Source organism: Prosthecobacter algae, from assembly GCF_039542385.1.
GTDB lineage: Bacteria > Verrucomicrobiota > Verrucomicrobiia > Verrucomicrobiales > Verrucomicrobiaceae > Prosthecobacter > Prosthecobacter algae.
On record NZ_BAABIA010000003.1, the window covers coordinates 658,360 to 681,792 of the forward strand.

15 protein-coding genes are annotated in these 23,433 nt (G+C 60.3%); 9 read left to right on the forward strand and 6 right to left on the reverse strand.

Annotation, left to right across the window (positions count from 1 at the left end; all coding sequences use genetic code 11):
• Positions 1-21: 21 nt before the first annotated feature.
• Positions 22-783: a TSUP family transporter gene (locus tag ABEB25_RS09395; RefSeq protein WP_345736130.1), complete on the reverse strand. Its 762-nt coding sequence runs from the start codon at positions 781-783 to the stop codon at positions 22-24.
• A 126-nt stretch (positions 784-909) separates the two neighbouring features.
• On the opposite strand from ABEB25_RS09395, the gene ABEB25_RS09400 reads away from it, so the two are divergent.
• The 3 genes from ABEB25_RS09400 (at position 910) to ABEB25_RS09410 (ending at position 8,830) form a co-directional block, all read left to right on the forward strand.
• On the forward strand, positions 910-3,294 hold the full coding sequence (locus ABEB25_RS09400; RefSeq protein WP_345736131.1) for a M1 family metallopeptidase: 2,385 nt from the start codon (positions 910-912) through the stop codon (positions 3,292-3,294).
• Positions 3,281-3,790: a DUF6702 family protein gene (locus ABEB25_RS09405; RefSeq protein ID WP_345736132.1), complete on the forward strand. Its 510-nt coding sequence runs from the start codon at positions 3,281-3,283 to the stop codon at positions 3,788-3,790. Before ABEB25_RS09400 ends, ABEB25_RS09405 begins: the two co-directional genes overlap by 14 nt.
• 165 nt (positions 3,791-3,955) lie before the next feature.
• Positions 3,956-8,830 carry a DUF7453 family protein gene (locus ABEB25_RS09410; RefSeq protein ID WP_345736133.1) on the forward strand — a complete coding sequence of 1,625 codons (4,875 nt, stop codon included), beginning with the start codon at positions 3,956-3,958 and terminating at the stop codon, positions 8,828-8,830.
• 126 nt (positions 8,831-8,956) lie between these two features.
• Here ABEB25_RS09410 and ABEB25_RS09415 read toward each other — a convergent pair whose 3' ends face one another.
• Entirely contained in the window at positions 8,957-10,135 is a 1,179-nt protein-coding gene (locus ABEB25_RS09415; protein WP_345736134.1) for a Gfo/Idh/MocA family protein, read from the reverse strand.
• Positions 10,136-10,388: 253 nt separating this feature from the next.
• On the opposite strand from ABEB25_RS09415, the gene ABEB25_RS09420 reads away from it, so the two are divergent.
• The 3 genes from ABEB25_RS09420 to ABEB25_RS09430 all read left to right on the forward strand — a co-directional run bounded on the left by ABEB25_RS09420 (position 10,389) and on the right by ABEB25_RS09430 (position 13,988).
• Positions 10,389-10,592, forward strand: a complete 204-nt coding sequence (locus ABEB25_RS09420) for a hypothetical protein (RefSeq protein WP_345736135.1) — start codon at positions 10,389-10,391, stop codon at positions 10,590-10,592.
• A 4-nt stretch (positions 10,593-10,596) separates the two neighbouring features.
• Positions 10,597-11,964 (forward strand): tetratricopeptide repeat protein, encoded by a 1,368-nt coding sequence (locus ABEB25_RS09425; protein ID WP_345736136.1) that lies wholly within the window; start codon positions 10,597-10,599, stop codon positions 11,962-11,964.
• 239 nt (positions 11,965-12,203) lie between these two features.
• Complete coding sequence (locus ABEB25_RS09430; protein WP_345736137.1) at positions 12,204-13,988, forward strand: hypothetical protein; 1,785 nt, start codon at positions 12,204-12,206, stop codon at positions 13,986-13,988.
• A gap of 111 nt (positions 13,989-14,099) precedes the next feature.
• Here ABEB25_RS09430 and ABEB25_RS09435 read toward each other — a convergent pair whose 3' ends face one another.
• Both ABEB25_RS09435 and ABEB25_RS09440 read right to left on the reverse strand, forming a co-directional pair.
• Positions 14,100-15,545, reverse strand: coding sequence for an anti-sigma factor family protein (locus ABEB25_RS09435; RefSeq protein ID WP_345736138.1), 1,446 nt, complete (start codon positions 15,543-15,545; stop codon positions 14,100-14,102).
• 6 nt (positions 15,546-15,551) lie between these two features.
• Positions 15,552-16,091 (reverse strand): RNA polymerase sigma factor, encoded by a 540-nt coding sequence (locus ABEB25_RS09440; RefSeq protein WP_345736139.1) that lies wholly within the window; start codon positions 16,089-16,091, stop codon positions 15,552-15,554.
• 133 nt (positions 16,092-16,224) lie between these two features.
• On the opposite strand from ABEB25_RS09440, the gene ABEB25_RS09445 reads away from it, so the two are divergent.
• The 3 genes from ABEB25_RS09445 (at position 16,225) to ABEB25_RS09455 (ending at position 22,783) form a co-directional block, all read left to right on the forward strand.
• Positions 16,225-18,312: a spermidine synthase gene (locus tag ABEB25_RS09445; RefSeq protein ID WP_345736140.1), complete on the forward strand. Its 2,088-nt coding sequence runs from the start codon at positions 16,225-16,227 to the stop codon at positions 18,310-18,312.
• A gap of 228 nt (positions 18,313-18,540) precedes the next feature.
• Entirely contained in the window at positions 18,541-21,474 is a 2,934-nt protein-coding gene (locus ABEB25_RS09450) for a PSD1 and planctomycete cytochrome C domain-containing protein (RefSeq protein WP_345736141.1), read from the forward strand.
• The gene (locus tag ABEB25_RS09455) at positions 21,464-22,783 is read left to right on the forward strand and encodes a sulfatase family protein (protein WP_345736142.1); all 1,320 of its coding nucleotides are present in this window, start codon (positions 21,464-21,466) and stop codon (positions 22,781-22,783) included. Before ABEB25_RS09450 ends, ABEB25_RS09455 begins: the two co-directional genes overlap by 11 nt.
• 8 nt (positions 22,784-22,791) lie before the next feature.
• On the opposite strand, the gene ABEB25_RS09460 is transcribed toward ABEB25_RS09455, so the two are convergent.
• On the reverse strand, positions 22,792-23,190 hold the full coding sequence (locus tag ABEB25_RS09460) for a type II toxin-antitoxin system death-on-curing family toxin (protein ID WP_345736143.1): 399 nt from the start codon (positions 23,188-23,190) through the stop codon (positions 22,792-22,794).
• Positions 23,187-23,414, reverse strand: a complete 228-nt coding sequence (locus tag ABEB25_RS09465; RefSeq protein ID WP_345736144.1) for an AbrB/MazE/SpoVT family DNA-binding domain-containing protein — start codon at positions 23,412-23,414, stop codon at positions 23,187-23,189. The genes ABEB25_RS09460 and ABEB25_RS09465 overlap by 4 nt, the downstream gene beginning before the upstream one ends.
• Positions 23,415-23,433 lie beyond the last annotated feature (19 nt).

A 23,433-nucleotide genomic window follows, 5' to 3' on the forward strand; every position in this document is an offset into this window, starting at 1 on the left:
TGCACCGCATTCGCCCTGGGATCAAGAGCCTGCCGCCCATTGATCCCACAGCAGCTTCACCACCAGGGCAAAAACGACGAGGAGGAACATGACACGGATGAAGGGAGCTCCATGGCGGATGACGAGGCCCGAGCCAAGCCGGGCACCGATGAGCTGGCCCGCGATCATCACGGCGGCGATGTCATATCGGACTTGTGCAGCCCAGATAAAGACCGAAACGGAAGCGAGGTTGCTGGTGAGGTTGACCACCTTTGTGTAGGCGGTGGCGTGGAGCAGATTCAGCCCCAGGAGGGAGAGACAGGCCACCGTCCAGAAAGTGCCCGTGCCAGGGCCCAGGAAGCCATCGTAAAACCCCAGCACGCAGCCACCCAGGCAGGCAAAAACGGTGGGCGTGAGCCGGGCGCGTGCAGCCTGCTGGCCGAAGCGTGGACTCACCAGTGCGTATGCGGCGATGCCCAGCAGCAGCCAGGGCACCAGCTTTTTCAGCAGATCGGGGCTCACCTGCGTCACTGCCAGAGTGCCCAGCAGGGCCGCAACAAAGGTGACCGCCACGGCCAACCGCACCTGGGCCCACTGCACCAGCCCTGCCTGCGCATAGCGCCGCACGGCCAGCAGCGTGCCAAAGGTGCTCTGCATCTTATTGGTGCCCAAGGCCAGATGCGGTGGCAGCCCGGCCCAAAGCAGCGTCGGCAGGGAGATCAGCCCCCCACCCCCAGCGATGGAGTCAATGAACCCCGCGCTCAACCCAGCAAGAAAGAGAAGCAGCAGCGTATCCCAGCTCATGGGGGACTTTTGGTTAGGCCAGAAAGGGCACGGCAGCGCGAAATCATGGTGAGGATGCAACCAGACTTCGCCCTTGGCTGCAATCAGGGATTGCCAATTTCAATCATAGCTGAACAATGGCGGACGATGAAGCTCCTGCTGCCCTGCCTTTTCGCCGCCCTCACCGCCACTGCTGCCGGACCCGGGGCCCCGGTGGGGAAATTCCAGCAACTGGAGCAACTGCTGCCCACCCCCACCCCGCAGCGCATCGCCTCCGGCGCACCGGGCGCGGCCTACTGGCAAAACCGCGCGGACTATGAGATCCACGCCACGCTGGATGATGTAAAGCGCAGCCTCAGCGCGGAGGCCACGGTGACTTATCACAATCTCTCCCCAGATACGCTGGACTACCTCTGGGTCCAGCTCGACCAAAACTACCTCTCGCACAATGCGGACTCCCGCCTCACGCCTAACAGCAAGCGTGGCATTGACCCCGCCAAGGTCACCTACTCCGCACTGGATCGCCTGCTGGCTTATGAGACCTATGACGGAGCACTGAAGATCTCCCGCGTCACCGATGCTGAAGGTCAGGCCCTACCCTACACCGTAGTGAAGACTATGCTGCGGGTGGACCTGCCGGAGCCGCTTAAAGCCGGCAGCACCCAAGTCTTTAAAATGGCCTGGAGCTATCCCATCAATGACTGCAAGCGCATCAATGCCCGCACGGGGTATGAGCACTTCCCGGAAGATGACAACTGCATCTACACCCTCGCCCAGTGGTTCCCCCGCCTGGCGGCCTACACGGACTACGCAGGCTGGGTGAATAAGCAGTTCCTCGGCACGGGCGAATTCACCTTGGAGTTCGGCAACTACAAGGTCCACCTCACCGTGCCGGAAGACCACCTGGTGGCCGCCACGGGCCTGCTGCAAAATCCCGAAACGGTGCTGACCGCGACCCAGCGCGCGCGCCTGCAAGCGGCTCAAGGAGAAACGAAGAAGCCCGTCTTCATCGTCACACCTGAAGAGGCCAAGACAGCGGAAAAAACCAAGGCCAAAGGCCAGAAGACCTGGATCTTTGAGGCTGAAAACGTGCGCGACTTTGCCTTTGCCAGCTCGCGCAAATTCATCTGGGATGCCATGGCTGTGGAGGGTGCCACCTTTCCTCCCACGCCAGAGCGCCGGGGTGGCATCACGGACCGCATGTTTCGCCCACCTGTGATGGCCATGTCCCTCTACCCAAAGGAAGGAATGCCGCTGTGGGACAAGTATTCCACCCACGCCATCGCCCACACTATCCAGACCTATTCACGTTATACTTTTAGTTATCCCTACCCCGTCGCGTGGTCGGTGAATGGCCCGGTGGGCGGCATGGAATACCCCATGATTTGCTTCAACGGCCCACGCCCAGAGAAGGACGGCACCTACCCTGAGCGCACCAAATACGCGCTCATTGGCGTGGTGATCCATGAAGTAGGGCACAACTACTTCCCCATGATCGTGAACTCCGACGAACGCCAGTGGACCTGGATGGATGAAGGACTAAATTCCTTCCTGGAATACCTGACGGAAGAGGAGTGGGAGAACGACTGGAAACACCGCCGGGATGCACGCGGGCTCACCGACTACATGCGCCTGAGTGATCGTGTGCCCGTGATGACCAATTCCGAGTCCATCGCCGATCTGGGCCCGAATGCCTACGGCCAGCCCACCGTGGCGCTGAATATCTTGCGCGAGCACATCCTGGGGCGCGAAGCCTTTGACCACGCTTTTAAAATCTACTCCCGCCGCTGGATGTTCAAGCGACCCGCCCCAGCCGATTTCTTCCGCACTATGGAAGACGCCAGTGGGGTGGATCTGGACTGGTTTTGGCGCGGCTGGTTTTACAGCGTGGATCACGTGGATGTCTCCATTGACGAAGTGAAGTGGCTGCAACTGGACAGCCGCGACCCCGCCGTGGAAAACCCGAAGAAGAAAAAGGAAAAGGACGAGCTGCCGCAAACCCTCACCCGCCAGCGCAACGCGACGCTGCCGAAGCGCGTGGACCGTTTTCCAGAGCTCAAGGACTTCTACGACCAGTTCGATGAAGCCACCGCCTTGCCCAGCGAGAAAAAGAAATATGAAACTCTGCTCAAAGACCTGAAGGAGGAAGAAATCGACCCCGAGTTGTTGAAGACCAAGCATAACTTTTACGTGCTGGAATTCAGTAACCTGGGCGGTCTGGTGACACCGTTGATTTTGAAGCTGGACTACACGGACGGCAGCAGTGAGGAACTGACGCTGCCCGCCGAGATCTGGCGCTTTAACACCGAGAATACCACCAAGCTGCACCTCACGCTGAAGGAGCTGAAGTCCGTGACCTTTGATCCCCGCCAGGAACTGGTGGACTGCAATGTGGAGAACAACTTTTGGCCTCGCCGTCCGGTGAAAAGCCGCTTTCAACTCTTCAAGGATGACAAGGCGCCGAACCCCATGCGTGAGCTGACCCAGCCAAAGAAAAAAGAGGCCGAGAAAAAGTCTGATGAGAAAAAGTAGCCTCATCCTCGCTGTCGCCGCCGCACTGCTCGCGCCTTGTCTCCATGCGCATTCGCTGCATCAGTCCACGGCGGAGGCCGAGTTCAATACCGTCACCCAAAAGCTCGAAGTTAGCCTCACCGTTTTCCTCAGCGACCTCGAGCTGGCCCTGCAAAAGCAGCAAGAAAAGCGCCTATCTCCAGACACGACTTTCGAGTCGAAAATTCAGGCCTACCTGACGCAAACTTTCGTGGTAACCGATGCCGCAGGTCACATCGCGCCGCTCCTCTGGGTGGGTCGTGAACTGGAGGCGGACAGTCTCAAAAGCGGCGATCCCGCCCTGACGATCTTCTTTGAAATCCCTCTGCCTCAGGGGCTGGAAGCCTGCACGCTCCGGCATGCTGTGTTTAACGAACTCTTCGAAGACCAAGTTCAGCTCCTCAGCCTCCGCAGCGGCAGCGAAAAATCCCAGCGTCTCTTTAGCAGGAAAGCCATGGTCCAGATCCTGCTTCAATGACAGCACGTCATTTGGAGGCCCTGCCAGAAAGCCACTTTTTGCGCCACTGGGTGATCCGTTTGCAGAATGGCCATGTCATCCCTGACTGACGCTATTTACTAACCTTTTTTACTTTAGCGCGTCGTAAAGACTTGGCTCATCGTTAAAACGATTTTATTTATGTTTATGAGAAAACTTCGACTCGGTGGGGTTCGTGCCTGGCTAGCGGCTGCACTTTTGAGCGCCGGCATGGCGACGGCGGCAGACTATGTGGTCACTTCGGCCTCTGTTTTTGAATCCGGCAACCTGAACCTTGTCCTATATCAAGCCAGCATAACTCCCGGCCCGCACAGGATCACCTTTGATCCGGCCATCCTGCCTGCCACCTTTACAATCAACACCTTTGGTCGCACAGTTATCAACTACGATCTGACGATGTCGGGGCCTGGGGCGGATCAGGTCACGATTGACTTTGGTGGCTTTAGTCCTGGCTTCCAGATTTCAGCAGGGCGCACCGTGGTTTTTACCGGTCTAAAATTTGCCAATGCGCGAAACACCGGCACAGACGGGGCGTCTGGAAACTTCACCACTCAACCCACGCCTGGAGGCTCGGCTGAAGGCGGAGCCATCCTGAATGGGGGAAATCTCACGGTGACCAACTGCGTTTTCGAGGCCTGCAAAACCTTTGGGGGAAGAGGCGGCAGTGGTGCTTTCTTCACGAACCAGCAAGGCCAGCCCGGCGGGGCAGCTCGGGGCGGTGCGATCTTCAGCAACGGCACCAGCTTAACGGTGACTGGCTGCTTGTTTTTGGACAATGATGCCACGGGCGGCAATGGCGGCTCGGGGGCCAGTGATACCCAAGGTGGGCAGTTCTCCTTTGGCGGTGGCGGCGGCGACGGGGGTGTGGGCCAAGGCGCTGCCATCTACGCAGCAGCGGGCACTTGCTCCATCACTCGCACCACTTTCGCCGGTCAAGGTGCTTTTGGTGGCGTGGGTGCCAACGGCGGCCAGTTTTCAAACACCTCCTCCTCGGGCTACAATCCTGGGGGAAAAGGAGCCAATGCGGAAGGCGCTGCCATTTACGCAGCCTCTCCAGTTACACTCCTCCATTGCACGGTGGTCAATGGATATTGCCGGTCCGGCACAGGCGGTTTCTCTGGCTTCGGCATACCCTTAGGGGCGACGGGTTTGGCTCGGGGTGCTGGCGTTTTTGGCGCGGGTGTGGTGACCGTGGGGAATTCTTTGATGGCCCTGAACCAAGTCTCAGTTGGAAATACTCCACAGAGTCCCACTGACGTCGGCGGGTCTTTCTCCTCTCTCGGTTATAACTTGATTGCCGTCTTGCCCGATGGAGTCGCAGGCTTCAGTGGCAGCACGGAGCTGACAGGGACGACAGCCGCACCGCTGGACGCCAAAGTTCAGGTCCTACCAGCGCCCAATGGTTATGCCGTTGGCAGCCTTCGCCTGCGCCCTGGCAGCCCTGCGGTGGATAAAGGCAAGGCGCTCTCTGGTGCCACCGTGGATCAGCGTGGCCAGCCACGCACGGTGAACCTGGACGATGCCCAGTTCCCCAACGCTGTCGGCGGCGACGGCACCGACATCGGAGCCTTTGAGTCACAGACATTGCCAAACACCCAGCCCATCGTCTTGCCTGGCAATTCGTTTATGGGCAGCGCAGGCCAGGCACTCAGTGGTGCTTTTGTCTTTGGTTATGATGACGACAATGATCCAATCACATACACCATCGTCGGCACTGCATTGCCGACCGGGTTGACTCTGAACAACGATGGCTCCATCACTGGCACTACCACGGTGGTCGGCTTTGGCACCTACCGGTTCAAGGTGAATGACGGCAAGGAAGACAGCGAGGTATCTACCTTTACGCTCGTGATCAATGAGATCCCCTCCCTGGTGGTCACCACTACGCAGGACTCCCTTTCGAACATTGACGGCGTGACCTCCCTGCGGGAGGCCATCAGCCGGGCTCAAGACGACGGACTCACCACGCCGGTGACCTTTGATTCCAGCGTCTTTGCCACCCCCCTGTCCACCAGTTTGCCGATTACTTCGATCTCGATCACCAGTGATGTGGAGATCATCGGTCCCGTCGCTGGAGTCACTCTTCCGGGCATGACCTTCTCCATCAGCGGCGGCACCGTGTCGCTTTCGAAGCTGACCTTCCGCGGCTCCATGAGCGCCCCTTATCTGGATGTTTCGGGCACCACGAATCTCACGGTCACAGGCTGCACCTTTGGCGACGGGCAGTTTTTTGGAGGCTTACCCATCAACAACAATGGCGGCACGATCACCCTGCGGAACTGCACGATCGCCAGCAACGACGGCAGCTCCAGCGGCAGCTCCGCCAGCGCCATCTATCAAGCCTCCGGCACCCTGCTGCTGCAAAACTGCACCATCGCTGCCAACATCGGACCCAACGCCATTTTCATCGTGGACGGCAGCTTCTCCATGGGCAACACCCTGGTGGTTAGCAACACCCTCGCAGCCTCAGGCGCAGCGGCCAACCAGATTCAAGGTGCCCTCACCAGCCTGGGATATAACTTGATCGGTGCTGCCCCGAACATGACGGTGACCGGAACGACCACAGGCAATCAGTTGAACGTGGCCAATCCGTTGCTCGATCCCGCTGGTCTTCAACTCAACGGCGGCCCCAACCGAACCATCGCGCTTATGACGGGCAGTCCCGCCATTGATAAAGGCAAGGTGCAGGCCGCTGCCACGGCGGATCAACGCGGACGCCTGCGCCCCTTTGAAAACAAAACCGTTCCGAATGCCACCGGTGGAGACGCCAGCGACATCGGTGCTTTTGAGGTCAGCACTCCCGAGTCTCAAATCTCCATCCGGCCAGTGCTTGGCCCGGATTCTTTTGGCCCCGAGCTCCTCAATGGAGACACCTTCGACTTCAGCCCATTCTTCATTCAGGAGGTCGGCACCGAGACCACGGTGACTTTGGAGATCCGCAACCGGGGCAGCGCCCCGCTGGTGCTGAATGGCCCTTCCTTCGTCACCCTTCAGGGGGTCAGCGCCAGTTCTTACTACCTCGAGCAACCCGCCGTCGCGACCGTCGCCGTGGGCGCTTCTACTACCTTCAAGGTCACCTTTTGGCCTCAGACGCCAGGATTAAAAACGGCCGGACTTTCGATCTCCAACAATGATTTGGATGAACCTAACTTCAGCCTGCAACTGAGTGGCACGGCTGAAGATAACACCGCTGTCCAGCCTGAGCTGATTGCCCCCAAGATGAACAGTGGCCTCTACCCCATGGCCAACATTGTCTTCCGTCTGCCAGAACCTCCAAAGGCAGGCACGGTGAAGTTGATTTTCCAGCTTCAGGATCCGCCCTACACAAATTACAATTTTGACCTTCCAGCCGTGGTCACTTCCGGCATTCACACGGTCACCGTGGACACCGTCACCAACGACATGGGAGAGGGACCTTACCATGTTAACATCGAGTACCAGGACGTGCTCAGTTGGACCAACGGGGCGAGAAATTCTGGTGTCCGGATCCGTCCCGTGGCCGCCAGCAGCACCCTTCAAGTGGCCAGCAAAGCCGCAGCGCCAGGGGCAGGGGTCTTCCTGCCAGCGGGTGCCACCATCACCAGCTTTAACCTCCCGGCCATTGATGACGCAGGCAACGTCACCTACCTGGCCAAGTGGTCCAGCGTCTCTCCCAAGCTCTCTGGCACAGGCCTTTTCTTGAACAACAAGTGCTCCGGCTTCACCGGTGGGCCCACCTCGCTTCCTGGCGGCTCCAAATACACTGCCTTCACGGACCCCGTCATTGACGGTGGCCAACTCCTCAGCATCGCCAGCATTGCCGGTGGCACGCCGAAACCGCCCGCCAAGGTGGTGGTGATAGCCTCCAGCTCAGAGAGTCAGTCCCGCCTCGGCATTCTCAATTCCCTGGGCGAAGCTGCCCCAGATGCCACCGGCGCACTGCCGACCGGCGGCCCCGTGTTTAAAGACTTCCGTGCGGTGGATGTCCATGCGGGCGTCATCGGCATCTACGCCCAACTCTCCGGTGGCACGGGCACGCTGAAAGTCACTGCCGCCAATGACGTGGGCCTGTGGCTCAAAAGCGGCAATCTCCCCATGGCTCAGGCCCTGCGGGAAGGTCAGCAGATCGGCTCCAAAACTGTCGGCACCATCGTCAGCTTTATCTCTGGGGCACTCTCCGGGGGCCAAGGCCGTGGCTGGGTCACCAAACCCGCCGGCACCCAAGGGGCTGTGCTAGCCCTGGTCACCTTTACCGACCGTACCCAAGCGGTCGTCTCGGCGGAAAGAAATGGCGCGGCCACCGTCTTCTCCGCTGCGGGTGCCATCGGCACGGCCGGCGGTCCGACTCTTGCGGGGGGCAGCTTCGCCTCGTACGGCTTCCCGGCGGCCAATGATCAGGATACCAGCACCTTCCTGGCCACCTTAAAAGTCGGCACAGGCGGCGTCACCAAAGCCGATGCGCGTGGTATCTTCCTCAGCAACCAGGACGGCACCTACAGCCCTCTGGCACGAGTCGGTTTGCCTTCCGGCGTCCTCAATTCCTCCTACAGTGTGCTGGGCGACCCCGTCCTCTCCACCGACAGTTCAGTGGCGTTCCTCGCGACGCTGAAAGGCGGCACCGTCAAAGGCCCCAATGCGACCACGCTCTGGTGGAAACCCGCGCAGGAGCCGCTCCAGATGCTGGTCCAAGGCGGTGGTGAAGCTCCCGATGTGCCCGCTTCCCAGTGGAAGGCAATTACCAATCTCTCCATCGCAGGAGGTGGCCGCGGACCCGTCTTCGCTGCTTCCCTCGTCATCGGCAAAGGCGGCGTGACCGCCAGCAATGACACCGGCGTCTGGGCCTGCGACTTCCTGGGCCGCCCGCGCCTGCTCTTCCGTGAAGGGGATCTGATCAATGGCAAACGCCTGACCTCCTTCCTCCTGCTCAAAAGCAGCGTGGGAAATCTCGGAATCACACGGAGCGTGAATGATGCCGCCAAGGTGGCATGGATTGCCACCTTCAGCGACAAAACGACCGCCCTCATGACTTCCGAAGTGCCTTAGCACACCTGTCTTCAGAGACTGCCCGAGGGCCTCATCCTGAGGGCAGGCGACAGAATCTGGCAGTGCTTCTCCGAAATGCCCTACCAGTACATGGTGCCCGGCCGAGTTTGATGAAGGAAAAGAAGTTTAAACCGTCACCCAGGTCTTGGCTTTGCTGCTTTGCAGGATGGCTTCGCAGAGCTTCACTTCATGGTGGCCATCGGCGGCGGTGGCGAAGAGAACGGGGGTTTTCTTGCCACTGGCGATGTGTTCATAGACGGCACGGTAGTGCATCTTGTGGGCGTCGCTGAAGCCTTCGGCATGGCCACCGGGGTAGTCGGTAAAGTTGGCCACGTCTTCCAGGAAACCGGGGGTGCCGCGTTGCAAAATCTGGTTAGGCTGGTCGCGACGCCCGAGGATGATTTCGTTCGGCTGCTGGAGGTCCCACTGGACGCTGCCTTTGGTCCCGTAGATGCCCAGGGCGAGGCTGCACTTCCACCCAGCGGCGACCTGGGAGATGCTCGCATTGGCATGAACGCCGTTGGCGTGGCCGTGCTTGGACTTGCCGAACTTCAGCAGCACGCTGCCGAAGTCTTCCGTGTCCACTTTGTAGGGGACCATGGTTTTGGGGTCCACCTTGGCGAAGGTCTTTACCTCGCCTTTCGGACGCAGGCGAGTTTTGTGAAAGGTTTCGATGTGGGCAAAGACGCTTTCGGCCTTGGCTCCTAGGATGAAGCTAACGGCATCAATCCAGTGCGTGCCGATGTCGCCGACGGCGCGCAGTTTGCCGCCTTCGCTGGCCATAACACGCCAGTTATAGTCGGTCTGGTGCAGCAGCCAGTCCTGGAAAAAGTGCCCCTGGACGTGGATGATTTCGCCAAGGTCTCCGCGCTCCACCAAGGCGCGCATTTGCAGCACTGCGGGGAAGAAGCGGCACATGTAATTCACGGCAAAGACAGGCCCGGCCTTGCCCCCCTTTTTCACGGCCTCCACCACCTGCACGGTTTCGGCGGTGGTCATGCCGAGGGGCTTTTCACAGATGACGTGCTTGCCCATGGCCAGGGCGCCTAGGCATTGCTCGACATGGGCTTTGTTCGGCGAGGTGATATGCACCACGTCCACGTTCGGGCTGGCGAACATGGCTTCATGATCGTAGTCGCCATAGGCTTCCTCGATGCCCCACATCTCAGCCGCCTTGCGGGCGCTTTTAGAAGAGGCGCAGATGGCCGTCACCTGGATGCCCAGACGTTTCAGCGCCTCAATATGGACCGGGCCGATGAAGCCGGTGCCGATGATGCCTGCGCGGAGATGATGGAGGGGTGTCATGCCTCACGCTGCCCCAGGAGGGGCTGACTGTGCAAGTAGGGGTTTTCGGCAAAAGCGGACTGTGAGGAGTGTTCTGCCCGTCTTTTGAGCCGGGCCCGCAAAAAAGTCGGGCGTGAAAGCCAAAATGAGGTGACGGAACTGGCACGAGGGCTGCCCAGGGAGGAGGCGGGCCTGGGCGACGTGGTTTTTTAAAACAAAACTCCGTGCTGGACGGGCAGGGCAGTTTATTTGTAATCTTCATTTTTCCCGGGACATGCGTCTGTTTTCCAAAATCCTCTGGCTCCTTGCTTTTCTGGCCGCCACTTTCTGCTGGATGGTGCTCTTTGAGCACGGTTTCAGCATGACTGGCTTCAGCAAAGGGGTGCGGGAGGAGTGGCGGACGCTCACCGAACTGGTCTCCGGCAAGGAAGACCCCACCGCCAAGGACACCCCTGTTAACCCCCCGAAACGCCAATAGCATCATGATCGTCACCGCGAGCGAACTGCAACCCAAGTATCAGAATCTTTGGAAAAGAGGCCAGTTGTCCGTCGAACAGAAGAACTGGGACTATGCTGTGAGTCTCCTGCTTCCGATTGTCAAAGAAGTGCCGTACTTTCTGGAAGGGCGCAAATGGCTGCGCCTGGCCGAAGGTGAAGCGGCGGGCAGCGGTCGCAAATTCAGCTTTGGCGGCGGCATGTTCAAGGGCGGCGGCAAGAAAGATCCCTGGGAGTCCATCGCGGACCTGGAGGAGAACGTTTTCCAGAAGGATCCGTACAGCGTCAGCGGCAACCAGCAGCTCTATGATCTGGCGCTGAAAGTGGAGTTCCCCGAGTTGGCATCCTTTGCCCTGGAAACGATCTGCAAAGGCCAGCCGACGAACACCAAGGTGATGCACACCCTGGCGGAGCATTACATGGCCCACGGCAAGCCGAAAGAGGCCAGCCGGGTGTATGCAGACATTTTGAAGCTGGATCCGAAGGATCTGCACGCCGGCAAAGGTGAAAAAGACGCCTCCGCTCGCGCCTCCATCGAAGGCCAGGGCTGGAACACGGGCGACATCAACAGCGCGAAGAAGGATAACAAAGAAGCGAACCTGCTGGAAATGCTGAATAAGCAGGGCCGCACGCAGGAGCAGACGGAGTCCCTCCTGGCTCACTTCACGGAGCTGTACAACCAGGACCAGAAGAACATCAACTATGTGAAAAGCATGGCGCAGCTCTTTGAAGAGCTGGACCAGACGAGCACGGCGCTGGACTTCTACCAGTATGCGCTGACGCTGAACCCTGGGGATGTGGCCCTGCAGCGCCGCACGGAAATCATCCGCGACAAGGCGGAGGACCTGTACATCCAGCAGATGCAGGCCCACATTGAAGCCTACCCTGACGCCCCTGACGTGGAAGAAAAACGTGCCCAATTGGCCGAAGTCCGCCGTCAGCGCGCCTCGGTGATGATCAATGAGGCGAAGTCCCGTGTGGAGCGCAACCCGACGGACAAGGCCCTGCGGTATGACCTGGGCCAGGCTTACTTCAACTCCGCGATGTACACGGAAGCGATTCCGGAACTGCAGCAGGCGAAGAGCAACCCGAACATCCGCATCAAGGCGATCCTGATGCTGGGCCGCTGCTTTGAGAAGAAGAACATGAACGACCTGGCCTTCAGCGCCTTCATGGATGCCTCCAAGGAACTGGCGATCATGGACAACACGAAGAAGGAAGTGCTCTATGAACTGGCACTTGTGAGCGAGAAGATGGGCCGGCAGGACCAGTATCTGGAAGCACTGAAGGAGATCTACAATGCGGACTATGGCTACCGCGATGTGGCCACCCGCGTGGAGTCCTCCTACACCTGATTTTTCTTCGACCGAAACCATCTACGAATCCCTGGTCTGCCAAAAGTGGACCAGGGATTTTTGTTCTCCCGACGAGGGGGAAGAGAGGCAATGAACGAGTCCAGGCGGTCTAGCTTGCAAATATTGGCCACCCCTGGCTACACCACCGTCTTAGCCATTCGCCCTGGCAGCCTGCTTTCATTTGGACTCTTTTTGGAAATGGTCTAAAACAAGCCAACCGCAGGTGCCCACCTTCCCCCATGTCACTCCAGCCGCCGACCCCTGCTAGCAATCCGCTGTTCCGGCTCGCCTTTTACGGCCTGGCGATCGGGATGGCGCTGGTGCATGTGTTTATCACTTTCCGGGGGCTGAGCAGTGCCACGGGCATGGAACAGGCGCAGATGGCGCGGGAGATGGCGAGAGGGAATTATTTTGAGACGAAGGTGGTGCGGCCCTATGCGTGGGCTTTGCTGAATGAGGCGGGGAAGAATCCGGCACCGGAAGCCATGCCGGATATCACGCAGCCACCGCTGCAACCGCTGCTATGGGCGCCGGCCTTCAAACTTCTGAAAGGGCAACTGGACTACACACCTGGGAAGAATGGATCCATCTATCTGCTGGATCGGGTAATCGCCTGCTTTGGGGTGACGGGAATGCTGCTGGCGCTGCTGTGGACACACGGGGCGGCGAGAAAACTTTTCGATGAGACGGTGGCAGCGGTGACGGTACTGGCGCTGGCGGTGTGTGAGCCGCTGTGGGAACTGGCCGTAAGTGGCAGCCCGGTGGCGACGCTACTGCCGCTGACGGCGCTGGCCTTCCGGCTGCTGGTCTCGGCAGCGATGAGAGGACAGGCGGGCCACGCGGTGGGAATGCCCCTACTCACCCTGGGAGCGGTGGCGGCGATGATGATGCTGACCCACTGGCTGGCGGTGTGGTTGGTGATGGGCCTGGTGCTGGCGACGGTGGTAGCCGTGCCGCAAAAACGGATGGGGGCGGTGCTGGTGGCGGTGATGCCCATGCTGGCCCTTGTGGGGTGGGGGTGGTGGATGCAGCAGCGCTGCGGAGATCCCTTGGGCGGTGCGAAGACCCTTTTTCAGACCCACCTACTGCCGCTGGATGTCAGCGTGCTGCAACGGCAGTTCGCGCTGAACATGCCCCCCGTGCAGGTAGCGGAGCTGCTGAGGAAACTGCTGCAAAACTGGCAGGAGCAACTGGGTGGCCTCTTTGCCCATCTGGGCTACAGTGTGCCAGCCCTGTGTTTCATCGTGGCGCTGCTACACCGTTTCCGGCGGCCTGAAACGGCGAAGCTGCGGCTGAGCCTGGGTGTGCTGACCCTGGCGGTGGTGCTGGGCATGGGCTTCATCGGCCTGCCTGAGGGGAGGCTGGATGACAACCAGTTTTACCTGCTGCTGGTGCCTGGCCTAACCATTTATGGGGCAGCAATGCTGGCGGTGATGTGGGCGCGCCTGCACCCGAATGGCAATGGGCTGTGGACCCGATGGGGCTATGCCCTGGTGGCCCTGGCGCTGAGTGCGCTGCCGCTGCTGAACGTGCTGCCTGCGCAGGTGAAAATGGGGCTGACCCTGAGGAACCGCATCTACCCCCACTGGCCGCCTTATGTGCCTGACCGGGTGGCGCTGGTGAACCGGCTGGTGGAGCCGGAGGAGATGCTGTTTTCCGACGCGCCATGGTTTGTCGCCTGGTATGCGGACAAGGTGACGAGCTGGATCCCGGTGAAGCGTGAGCAATTTGACCGGATGAAAGCCCAGGCAGAGGAAAGAGGGAATCCGGTGGCGGGATTCATCATGACCCCGGTGAGCACGCGCATGGAGTATCTGCATGAGGCCTTCAGCGGTCCCTATGGCGAATGGCCGGAACTGCTGTTCCGCGGGCCGATGATGGCCTTTGACCGCGACTTCCCTGCGCGGCCGGACTTTGAGTACAAAATCCCGGTGGCGCTGGTGGCCATCCCGCTGGGGGCGAAGGAGAGCCTGAGCCTGCAGATGACCTTTTACACGAACCGTTCCCGCACGCTGAAAGACTGACCAGGCGATGCAGGGGCACAAGCGGCGTTGGAATCCGCCAGGATTGGTCGACAGATCGAACTGGCCTGAAGCTGGAGAGTGCCAACGTCTTGGACAAGACTGGCGCGAGATTCAGAGACCTGCGGCGAGGGCGGCCTCGCGGACGAGCTTGATGAAACGGCGGCGTTCGCCAGTGGCATCGCTCCCTTGGGATTGCTCAGCCAGAGAAAGGACGAGAGCGTGGTCCAGCTTGGGAGCCTGAGGGATGCCGCGCATGAGCAGGCCAAAGCTGACGACAGCGCTGTCGAAGATAAAGTCTTCGCGGGCGCTCTGCCAGGAATCCCCCCCATCAATGACGGCAAGCTTGGTGCTGTCAAAAGGGCCGATGGCCTGGGTGGTGAAGCGGCCTTTCTCCAGGGTGACGGTAGCCACCGTCTTATCCCCAGCAGGAGCGCCGTTGGGCATGAACTCATACCAGAGGACGTGGGTGCCAGACTGGCGCAGCTCTGCCGCAGGCTGATGACGCTCGCAAAGCTGACGGTATTCGCGGACGTTGTTGGGATCGAACGTGACCCGCAGCGGGTAGGTGGTGGGACTGAGAGCGGCGGGCTGGTCTGCGGGCAACTGGATGGTGACCCGCAGCAGGCGATGGCCTTCGTTCCATGGGCAGGAGGCGACCTCAGCCTTCCAAGAATGGATGAAGAGATCGGTATTGCGGGTCTTGCCTGGCTCCTTGGATTCGGCAGCAGGGGAAGCGGCAGGGGCTGGGGAGGCGAGGAGTTCCTTACGATTTACCTTGGCTGGCAGGGGGCGGATCTGGGCGGGAGCCAGGGCAAACTGATCCACGGGCTGGCGGCTGGCATTGACGAACTGGGTGTGTTTTCCCGGACTGATGGTGGGGAATGGGCGTGGCGCGACGGCAGCCACGATGACCGGAGCCGCAGGCTTGGCGGCAGGCAGAGTGACGGGCTTCACCTCTGGAACTGGGCTGGCCGCAATGACCGGGGCTGGAGGCGCTGGCGGTGCGACCACCAGCACGGGAGCTTTTTCGGGTGCCTTCGGAGCCTTCACAAGGATGGCGGGCGCCGCGGAAGCCGCAGGTGCCTGAACGAGGATTTTTTCAGCGGGGGTGGAATCTGAAGCGGAGACTGGCGCGGACGGAGTCTCTGGGGAGACCTGGGCGACAGCGGCAGAATCCCCGCCACCCAGACCGGAATGGCGGCCAACGAGATAGGCTGCCCCGGTGAGAGCAATGACAGCGGCGGCCTTGAGCAGGCCAGAAACAACAGGCCACAGGCCGGGGGAACGGCGCTGGGCGGGGCGGGGCATGAGGGGCCCCATGCGGCGAGGTATGCTAGTGGGATAAAGGACTGCGTGGCGCTGCTCCGGCCGGAGGCGCTCCTGCGGAATGGGGGCACCCTGACGCAGGGCATCGGTAGCGGCTTCGACCTGCTCCAACTCATGGGCGGCCACGGGGCAGGCGGCGAGCAGGGCGTGGATCTCCCGGGCCTGACGCGCGTGCAGCTCCCCCAGGGCATAGGCCGTGAGATCGGGATTTTCGTGCGGAGTCGGTTTCATAAAGGGTCAGTGGGAAGGGGTGGCCAGCTCGCGGTTCAGCAGTTCGCGCAGTTTCTTGATGGCCACGTGCATGATGAATCCGACGTTGCCCACGGTGAGGCCGGTGACGTCGGCGATCTGCTGGTAAGAGCAGTCGTGCATGAATTTGAGGCGGATGACCTCGCGCTGGTTGGGGCGCAGTTTTTCGACGAGTTCCCAGAGGCGGGTGTGCAGCTCCTGGGAATCGGCATTTTCAGAAGGATCGGGCCCGAAGGAGACGGCGCTTTCGAGGGCATCTTCATTGCCGAGATCGAGGCGGTGGTCCTTGCGGAGAATGTCGAGGGCGCGATTGCGGCAGACGGTGAAGAGCCAAGCCTTGAGGTTGTCCCGGACTTTGTCAGGGTCGGTGAGGTAAAGCTTGAGCAAGGCATCCTGGACGACGTCGCGCGCGCGTTCGTAGTCACCATTGAGGATGCCAGCGGTGTAGGCAATGAGATTGCTTTCGCATTGGTCCAGCGCCCGCCTGACAAGGAGGGAAGCTTCATCTTGGTGCGGCTGGACGGACATGTTTTCACTTTGCGACTATTCTAACGGGTGGGGAAGAGATTTGTTAGAGACGGATTTGCAGAACGTTGCGACAATCTTCCTTCGGGCTGGTTTCAGCCACCCCGCCCCTGACGCGTCCGTTTTCCATCCCTGAATGTCCCCTTCTTCCGCCTCCCGCCTACCTGTGGCTTTTTTGCTCGGGACCCTCAGCCTACTCAGCGCCTTTTTGCTGTTCCAGGTTCAGCCCGTGATCAGCAAATACATCCTGCCCTGGTTCGGGGGCAGCCCAGGGGTGTGGACCACCTGCATGGTATTTTTTCAAATCGTGCTTTTTGCGGGATACACGTACGCTCACCTGCTGACAAAACTGCGCCCACGGACGCAGGCGATCATTCACAGTGTGCTGATGCTGGCGGCGCTGGCCGTGCTGCCGATCGCGCCTGGAGACGGGTGGAAACCGGCGGGGGGTGAGGACCCGGCAGGCCGCATTTTACTGCTGCTGCTGGGCACGGTGGGGCTGCCGTATTTCATTCTGTCCAGCACCAGTCCGCTGGCGCAGGTGTGGTTCACCCGAGCAGTGCCCGGGGGTACGCCATGGAGGCTTTATGCGCTGTCGAACATCGGTTCGCTGGTGGCGCTGCTGAGTTACCCGTTTTTTTTCGAACCCCGCCTGGAGGTGACTTCGCAGACGTGGCTGTGGTCGGGCGCGTTTGTGGTCTTTGCCGCGCTGTCAGCCACGCTAGCCTGGAAGGTGAGCTCCCCTGCCCCGGCCACTGAGGTGGTGGAAAAAACCGATGGCGAAGCTGCCGAAACGGCACCGAAATGGTGGCATCGCCTTCTGTGGGTGGCGCTGCCGGCACTGGCCAGTGTGATGCTGCTGGCGACGACGAACCATGTCTGCCAGGATGTAGCGGTGGTACCCTTCATGTGGGTGGTGCCGCTGAGCCTCTACCTGCTGACTTTCATCCTGTGCTTCGAGCATGAGCGCTGGTACATGCGCGGGCTGTGGGCACCGCTGGCCATGGGGGTGCTATTTATCACTGCCGGAGAAAAGCACCTGGGCTGGGAGGTGGACCTGACACCAGACTACCTGGCGGAAATCGCCTGGTGTTTTGGCGCAATGTTCCTGGCCTGCATGGTCTGCCATGGGGAGCTGGCGCGGCTGAAACCTGCGCCGTCCCGGTTGACGGAGTTTTACCTGATGATGTCGGCCGGCGGGGCCATCGGAGGACTGCTGGTGAGCCTGGTGGCCCCGAGAATTTTTGTCACTTACATGGAGTGGCCTCTGGCGCTGCTTGCCAGCCTGCTCGTCGCCACCATCACCCTGGCGGTGGCTGGGGTGCGGCTCTCCCGTTGCTGGGTCGGCTTTCCGCTGGCGGGTGTCGCCGCGGTCCTGGGGAGTCTGGGCATAGGTTTTCTAGCAGAAAAAACGACCAAGGTTGAGCCCCGTCTGGAACGCGTGCGCAACTTTTACGGGACGGTGCATGTGGATGAGGACTACGACACGGGGCTGGAGAACGAGTACCGGACGCTCACCCGCGGAGGCATTGTCCACGGCATGCAGAACCTGGGCGACCTCTACCGCGAGGAGCCCGTGACCTACTATGGCCGTCACACGGGCATTGGCCGGGCCCTGGGGAGGCTGGCAGGGCAAAAGGGGGCCAAGGTGGGCATCGTGGGTCTGGGGGCGGGTACGGCGGCCTGCTATGCCCAGGCGGGTCATGACTTCCGCTTTTATGAAATCAATCCGGATGTGGTACGGCTGGCGCGAAAACACTTCACCTACCTCGCGGATGCGGAAAAACGCGGCAGCACGGTGGCCACTATCATCGGCGATGCACGCCTGATGCTGGAGCGGGAGCCTAACCAACAGTTCGATGTGCTGCTGCTGGATGCCTTCAGCGGCGATGCGATCCCCATGCATCTGCTGACGCGCGAAGCCTTTGAGATTTACCACCGCCACATGAAGCCGGATGGCATCATTGTCGTCCACGTGACGAACAGCTACCTCATCCTGGCCCCCGTGGTGAAAAAACAGGCCGATGCAATGGGGTGGCAAACCACCCGTGTCATCACGGCCCAAATGGGTGATGACGACGATACGGACTACATGCTGGTGACCCAGAATGAAGCCTTCCTAAAGAACACCCCAGCCGACGAACCGGAAGATGAACCGAAGCTGGATGTGCCGCTGTGGACGGACCGTTATCACAACCTGTTTCAGATCCTGCTGACCGAGTAAGGAAGCTGCCCGTGAAACAATCCACAGTTTTTTGGCACTCCGCCCGAGTTTGTCGGGCACAGGGCACTCTTGAGCGAAGAGGTAAAAGCGATGCACGAGGCAGGCAAGGTGGAGTGAGTCCACGAAACGCAGCAAGCAGGGCCTGGCCGCACGCTTTGAAAAAAATTGGCACACTTCATCTTGTGAACGGGAAAAGAAATGTAGCCGTTGATGCATCGTTTTACTGCCATGACTTTTCGCCTCGCCCTGCTGCCCTTGCTGATCGCCTCCTCGCTTCACGCAGAAGAGGTAGAGGCGCTTTTTGTTAGGAGAGTATGGCCCTTGTTTCAAGAAAAGTGCCTGGCCTGTCATGGGCAGGACGAGGCGAAGATCAAAGGCGGGCTGGACATGCGCACGCTGGCCAGCACGCTGAAGGGAGGGGACAGTGAAGCGACGAGCCTCGTTGTGGAAAAGCCCGAAAGCAGCCCGCTGTATCTCGCCGCCACCCGCACCCATGAGGAGTGGGAGGCGATGCCGCCGAAGGAGAAGGACGCCCTCACGGAAGCACAACTCGGCTGGCTGAAGAGCTGGATCACGGAAGGTGCCCCGTGGCCTGAGGAGGCGGAGCGGCAAAAGATCGCCCAGGCGCACGCACAGGCCTGGGAGGCGGAGGATGGACTCATCATCAAGACCACCGGGGCGCTTTCGCCCGACTGGGCGAATCGCCGCTACCCGCCTGCCGCGCTGTGGGGTTACCAACCGGTAAAAAAAACCACGCTGCCTGCCACGGCCCCGCACCCCATTGATGCCCTGCTGTCCCTGCACCTTCCCAACGGAGTGAAACCCGCCCCGGCAGCGGATCCTCGAACCTTCATCCGCCGCGCCACCTTTGACCTCACCGGCCTACCACCCACACCGGAGGAGGTGCATGCTTTTGAGCTGGCGATGAAGACCACCACTGACGTGGAAGCGACCTACACCCAGTTGATTGATCGCTTGTTAGACTCGCCCCACTATGGCGAACGCATGGCGCGGCACTGGCTGGATGTGGCTAGATATGCGGACAGCAGCGGCTTTGCCAACGACTACGAGCGCGGCAATGCCTGGCGCTATCGCGACTACGTGGTGCGCAGTTTCAATGCCGACAAGCCCTACGATCAGTTTATTAAAGAGCAGATTGCCGGGGATGAGATGGCCGCCAATACCGCCCAGGCAGGCAAGAGTGCCAGCCTCACTTCGGAAGGACTCATCGCGACTGGCTTCCTGCGCATGGGCCCGTGGGAACTCACGGGCATGGAGGTGGCGAAAGTCGCCCGCCAGCGGTTCCTGGATGATGTGACGAATAGCGTGGGCGAGACCTTTCTGGCCCACTCCCTGCAATGTGCGCGCTGTCACGATCACAAATTCGATCCCGTGCCCACACATGATTATTATGCCATGCAGGCTTGCTTCAGCACCACGCAACTTGCGGAACGTGCCGCCCCGTTTTTGCCCGAAGAAAACACCACGGGCTTTGAAGAACTCAAATACCTGGAGATGCGTTATGCCGAGCACCTGAATGTCCTGCGCAAGCTGGATAATCAAATGCTCGTCAACGCAGAAAAGTGGTATGCGGAGAAGAAGCTGGATCGTCAAGCCTGGGACCAAGCTGTGGCGGCAGCCCGTGCAACGCTGCAAAACGGGGGTGCGAAGAAAGGCCCCGGCCAGGGTGGCAAGGGCAAGGCACGGAACTTTGTGGGCGTGTATGACCTGGCCCGCAACAGTCTGCAAAAGCAGAGCTTACCGGAGGGTCAGTATCCGCCGAAGCTGGTCGGCTTTCAGCCGGTGGACTTCGGCAATGAACGTGTGGCCCGCAAGGGATTGGAGCGCCTGAAGTGGGAGATGGAACGCTACGAGCCCTATGCCTTCAGCGTATACAATGGCCGCACTCCGACGATGACCAGCGTGAACCAACCGCTCCGCGTGCCGCAGGATCGACTCACCGCAGGCGATCTGGAACAAACGGCCATCCTGGGCGGAGGAGATCCCTTTTCACCCACCACGCCCGTGCAGCCAGGGGTGCTGACAGCCCTCTTTGAAACCGCGCAGGTGCAGGCTCAAATCACCGCAGAACTGGAGGGCCGCCGCAGCGCCCTGGCGGCCTGGATTGCCCGTGCGGACAATCCCCTCACCACCCGCACCATCGTGAACCGTCTGTGGCTCTGGCACTTCGGTCAAGCCCTGGCGGGGAACCCCAATAACTTTGGCAGCACGGGCAAGAAACCCACGCATCCGGAGCTGCTGGACTGGCTGGCAGCGACGCTGGTGGACAAGGGCTGGAGCATCAAGGAAATGCATCGCCTCATCATGAGCAGCGCGGCTTATCGGCGAAGTGCGCATGCCATTCCCAATCCGGCGGACAGGAGTGTCCACGCTCCTCTTGATACAGCGCCCTTCACGCGCGAAGAACTGGAGGCTGCCTATGCCGTTTTCAAACCGCGCCGCCTCACCGCTGAGGAGCTGCGTGACACGATGCTGAAGGTCACGGGCGAGCTGAACCCCGCCCTGGGAGGCATCCCGAATCGGCCTGAAATCCACCGAGAGGTGGCCATGCAGCCGCGCCAAGTCATGGGTACTTTTGCTGCTGCCTGGGTGCCGAACCCCCTACCCTCCCAGCGGCACCGCCGCAGCCTGTATGCGCTGAAAATTCGCGGCGTGCGGGATCCCTTCATGGAGGTTTTTAATGAACCTGGTCCCGATTTTTCCTGCGAGGCGCGAGAGGTCTCCACCGTGACGCCGCAGGTCTTCAGCCTATTCAATGGCCAGGCCTCCTATGACCGCGCGCTGGCCCTGGCTCATCGCGCTTTAAAAGACCAACCTGCCGATGCCCTGGAGCGCGTCTTTGCCCTGGCCTATGGCCGTGCGCCCACAACGGAAGAAAAGACCGCCTGCACCACCCACTGGCAAGCCATGGAGGTGAAGCAGCAGGCACTCACTTTCTCCTCTCAGCCACCGCCGCTGGAGATCACGCGCGAGGCGGTAGAAGAGAACACCGGAGAGAAATTCAGCTTTCAGGAGAAGCTGCCCGCCTACGCCGACTTCATCCCCGATCTGCAACCCGGCGCCGCGGATGCCCGCACCCGGGCCCTGGCGGATGTGTGCCTAGTGCTGATGAATTCCAACGAGTTTGCTTATGTCTATTGATTCCTTTTTGACGTGGATCAAGGCTGGCGCAGTGCTGCTCACCGCATTGCTCGGCATACCCGCCCAGGCCGCGCTCCGACCTAACATCATCTTCATCAACTGCGATGACCTGGGTTACGGTGATCTGGCTTGCTATGGCGCGCGGGATATCCGCACACCGCACCTGGATCAAATGGCGACTGAGGGCACGCGTTTCACGGATTTCTCCGTCACCTCCGCGCTGTGCACGCCGTCACGCGCCTCGCTGATGACGGGCCGTTATCCCGGCCGCAGTGGCCTGGCGGTAGGGGTGCTGCGGCCCGATGCAGCGGGCGGCCTGCCCGCCACGGAACTGACGCTGGCAGAGGTGGCCAAAAGCGCAGGCTACGCTACGGGCTGCATTGGCAAATGGCACCTGGGTTTCAAGCCGGGGCTGAGGCCGATGGATCAGGGTTTCGACAGCTACTATGGGGTGCTTCATAACCTGGATCATTTTGAAACCGTGGTCTTTGAAAAGGAAGGCGGCATGCCCGTGCTGCGTGGCCATGAGGTGGAACGCCGCCCTGCCGTGCCCGCAGAGATGACGGGCCTCTACACAGAGGAGGCGCTGAAGTTCATCGAAAGCCATCGCGACCAACCCTTTTTCCTCTATCTGGGCCATGCCATGCCGCACCTGCCTTTTGATGCTTCGCCTCGCTTCAAAGGCAAATCCGCACGCGGTCTGTATGGCGATGTGGTGGAAGAACTGGATGACAGCACGGGCCAAATTTTAACCCGGCTGCGCGCCCTGGGACTGGCCGACAAAACACTGGTGATCTTCACCAGTGACAACGGTCCCGAGCGCAAGACCCCAGGCACCGCCGCGCCCCTGACAGGCAGCAAACACACCGTCCATGAAGGTGGCCTGCGCGTGCCCTGCGTGGCCTGGTGGCCCGGCCGAGTGCCAGCCGGGCTCACGTGTGGCGAGTTTCTCTCCACCCTGGATGTGCTGCCCACCCTGGCCGCCCTCACCGGGGCCACTCTGCCCGCGGGCCTAAAACTGGATGGCAGCGATGTCAGCCCCGTGCTCCTCCATTCCGCCCCTTCCCCTCGACGCACGCTGTACTCGCTCTACGGACTGAAGATGAACCGCAAGGAATCCATGCGTGAAGGCTCCTGGAAACTGCATCTCACCAGTCCACCCACGCTTTATCAGCTAACCAACGATGTGGCCGAAACCAACGACATCGCCGCCCAGCACCCCGACGTGGTTGAGCGCCTCACGCGACTCGCCGCTCAACATCGCCAAGACACCCGCATCCCCGAACGTCCAAAGCCTGTGAAACAATGAGCTTTTTGTTAAACCAGCAGCTCTCGCAACTTCGCCGTGACCTCGTTCCGGCTGAGCACCCCGGCAGCGACGGCCAGGGTGAGAGTTTCCCAGTCGTCACAGTCGTCAGCCGTCGTGTATCCATTGAGCTTCAAAAAGACAATGCAGGAACCAAGAGCCGCTCTTTTGTTACCATCGACAAAAGGATGATTACTACAGAGGTAAAACAGGTAGGCCGCTGCAACTTCCACGTTGTCATTGAATGGGGAAACGCCTCCAAAACTGGCTTGAGGGGCCGCTATTGCCGACTCGAGCAAAGCGAGATCCCGCAGCCCCAGAGCCCCGCCAAACTGGGCAATGGCCTCCGCGTGGATCTCCAGAACGATATCTACCGTAAGATGAAGGCAGGTATTGGGATTATCGTTCATGCGAGCCGTTTCATGGTACGGGCATACTGCTTCATCGTGTCCTTAATCAAGGCGGAGACGTCTTCTTTGGGTGGCATGGAAACCAGGGGTGTAATCGTGATCGTACCTCCTGCGTGGATTTCCATGTTCACTTGGTCTCCGACTTTAAGCCGCGTGAGCTGGGTGACGGCAGAATCAAAGATGATCCCCTGCGAATTGCCGATCTTGGTGATGGTCTTAATCATGCGTTAAACTATGTTTTAC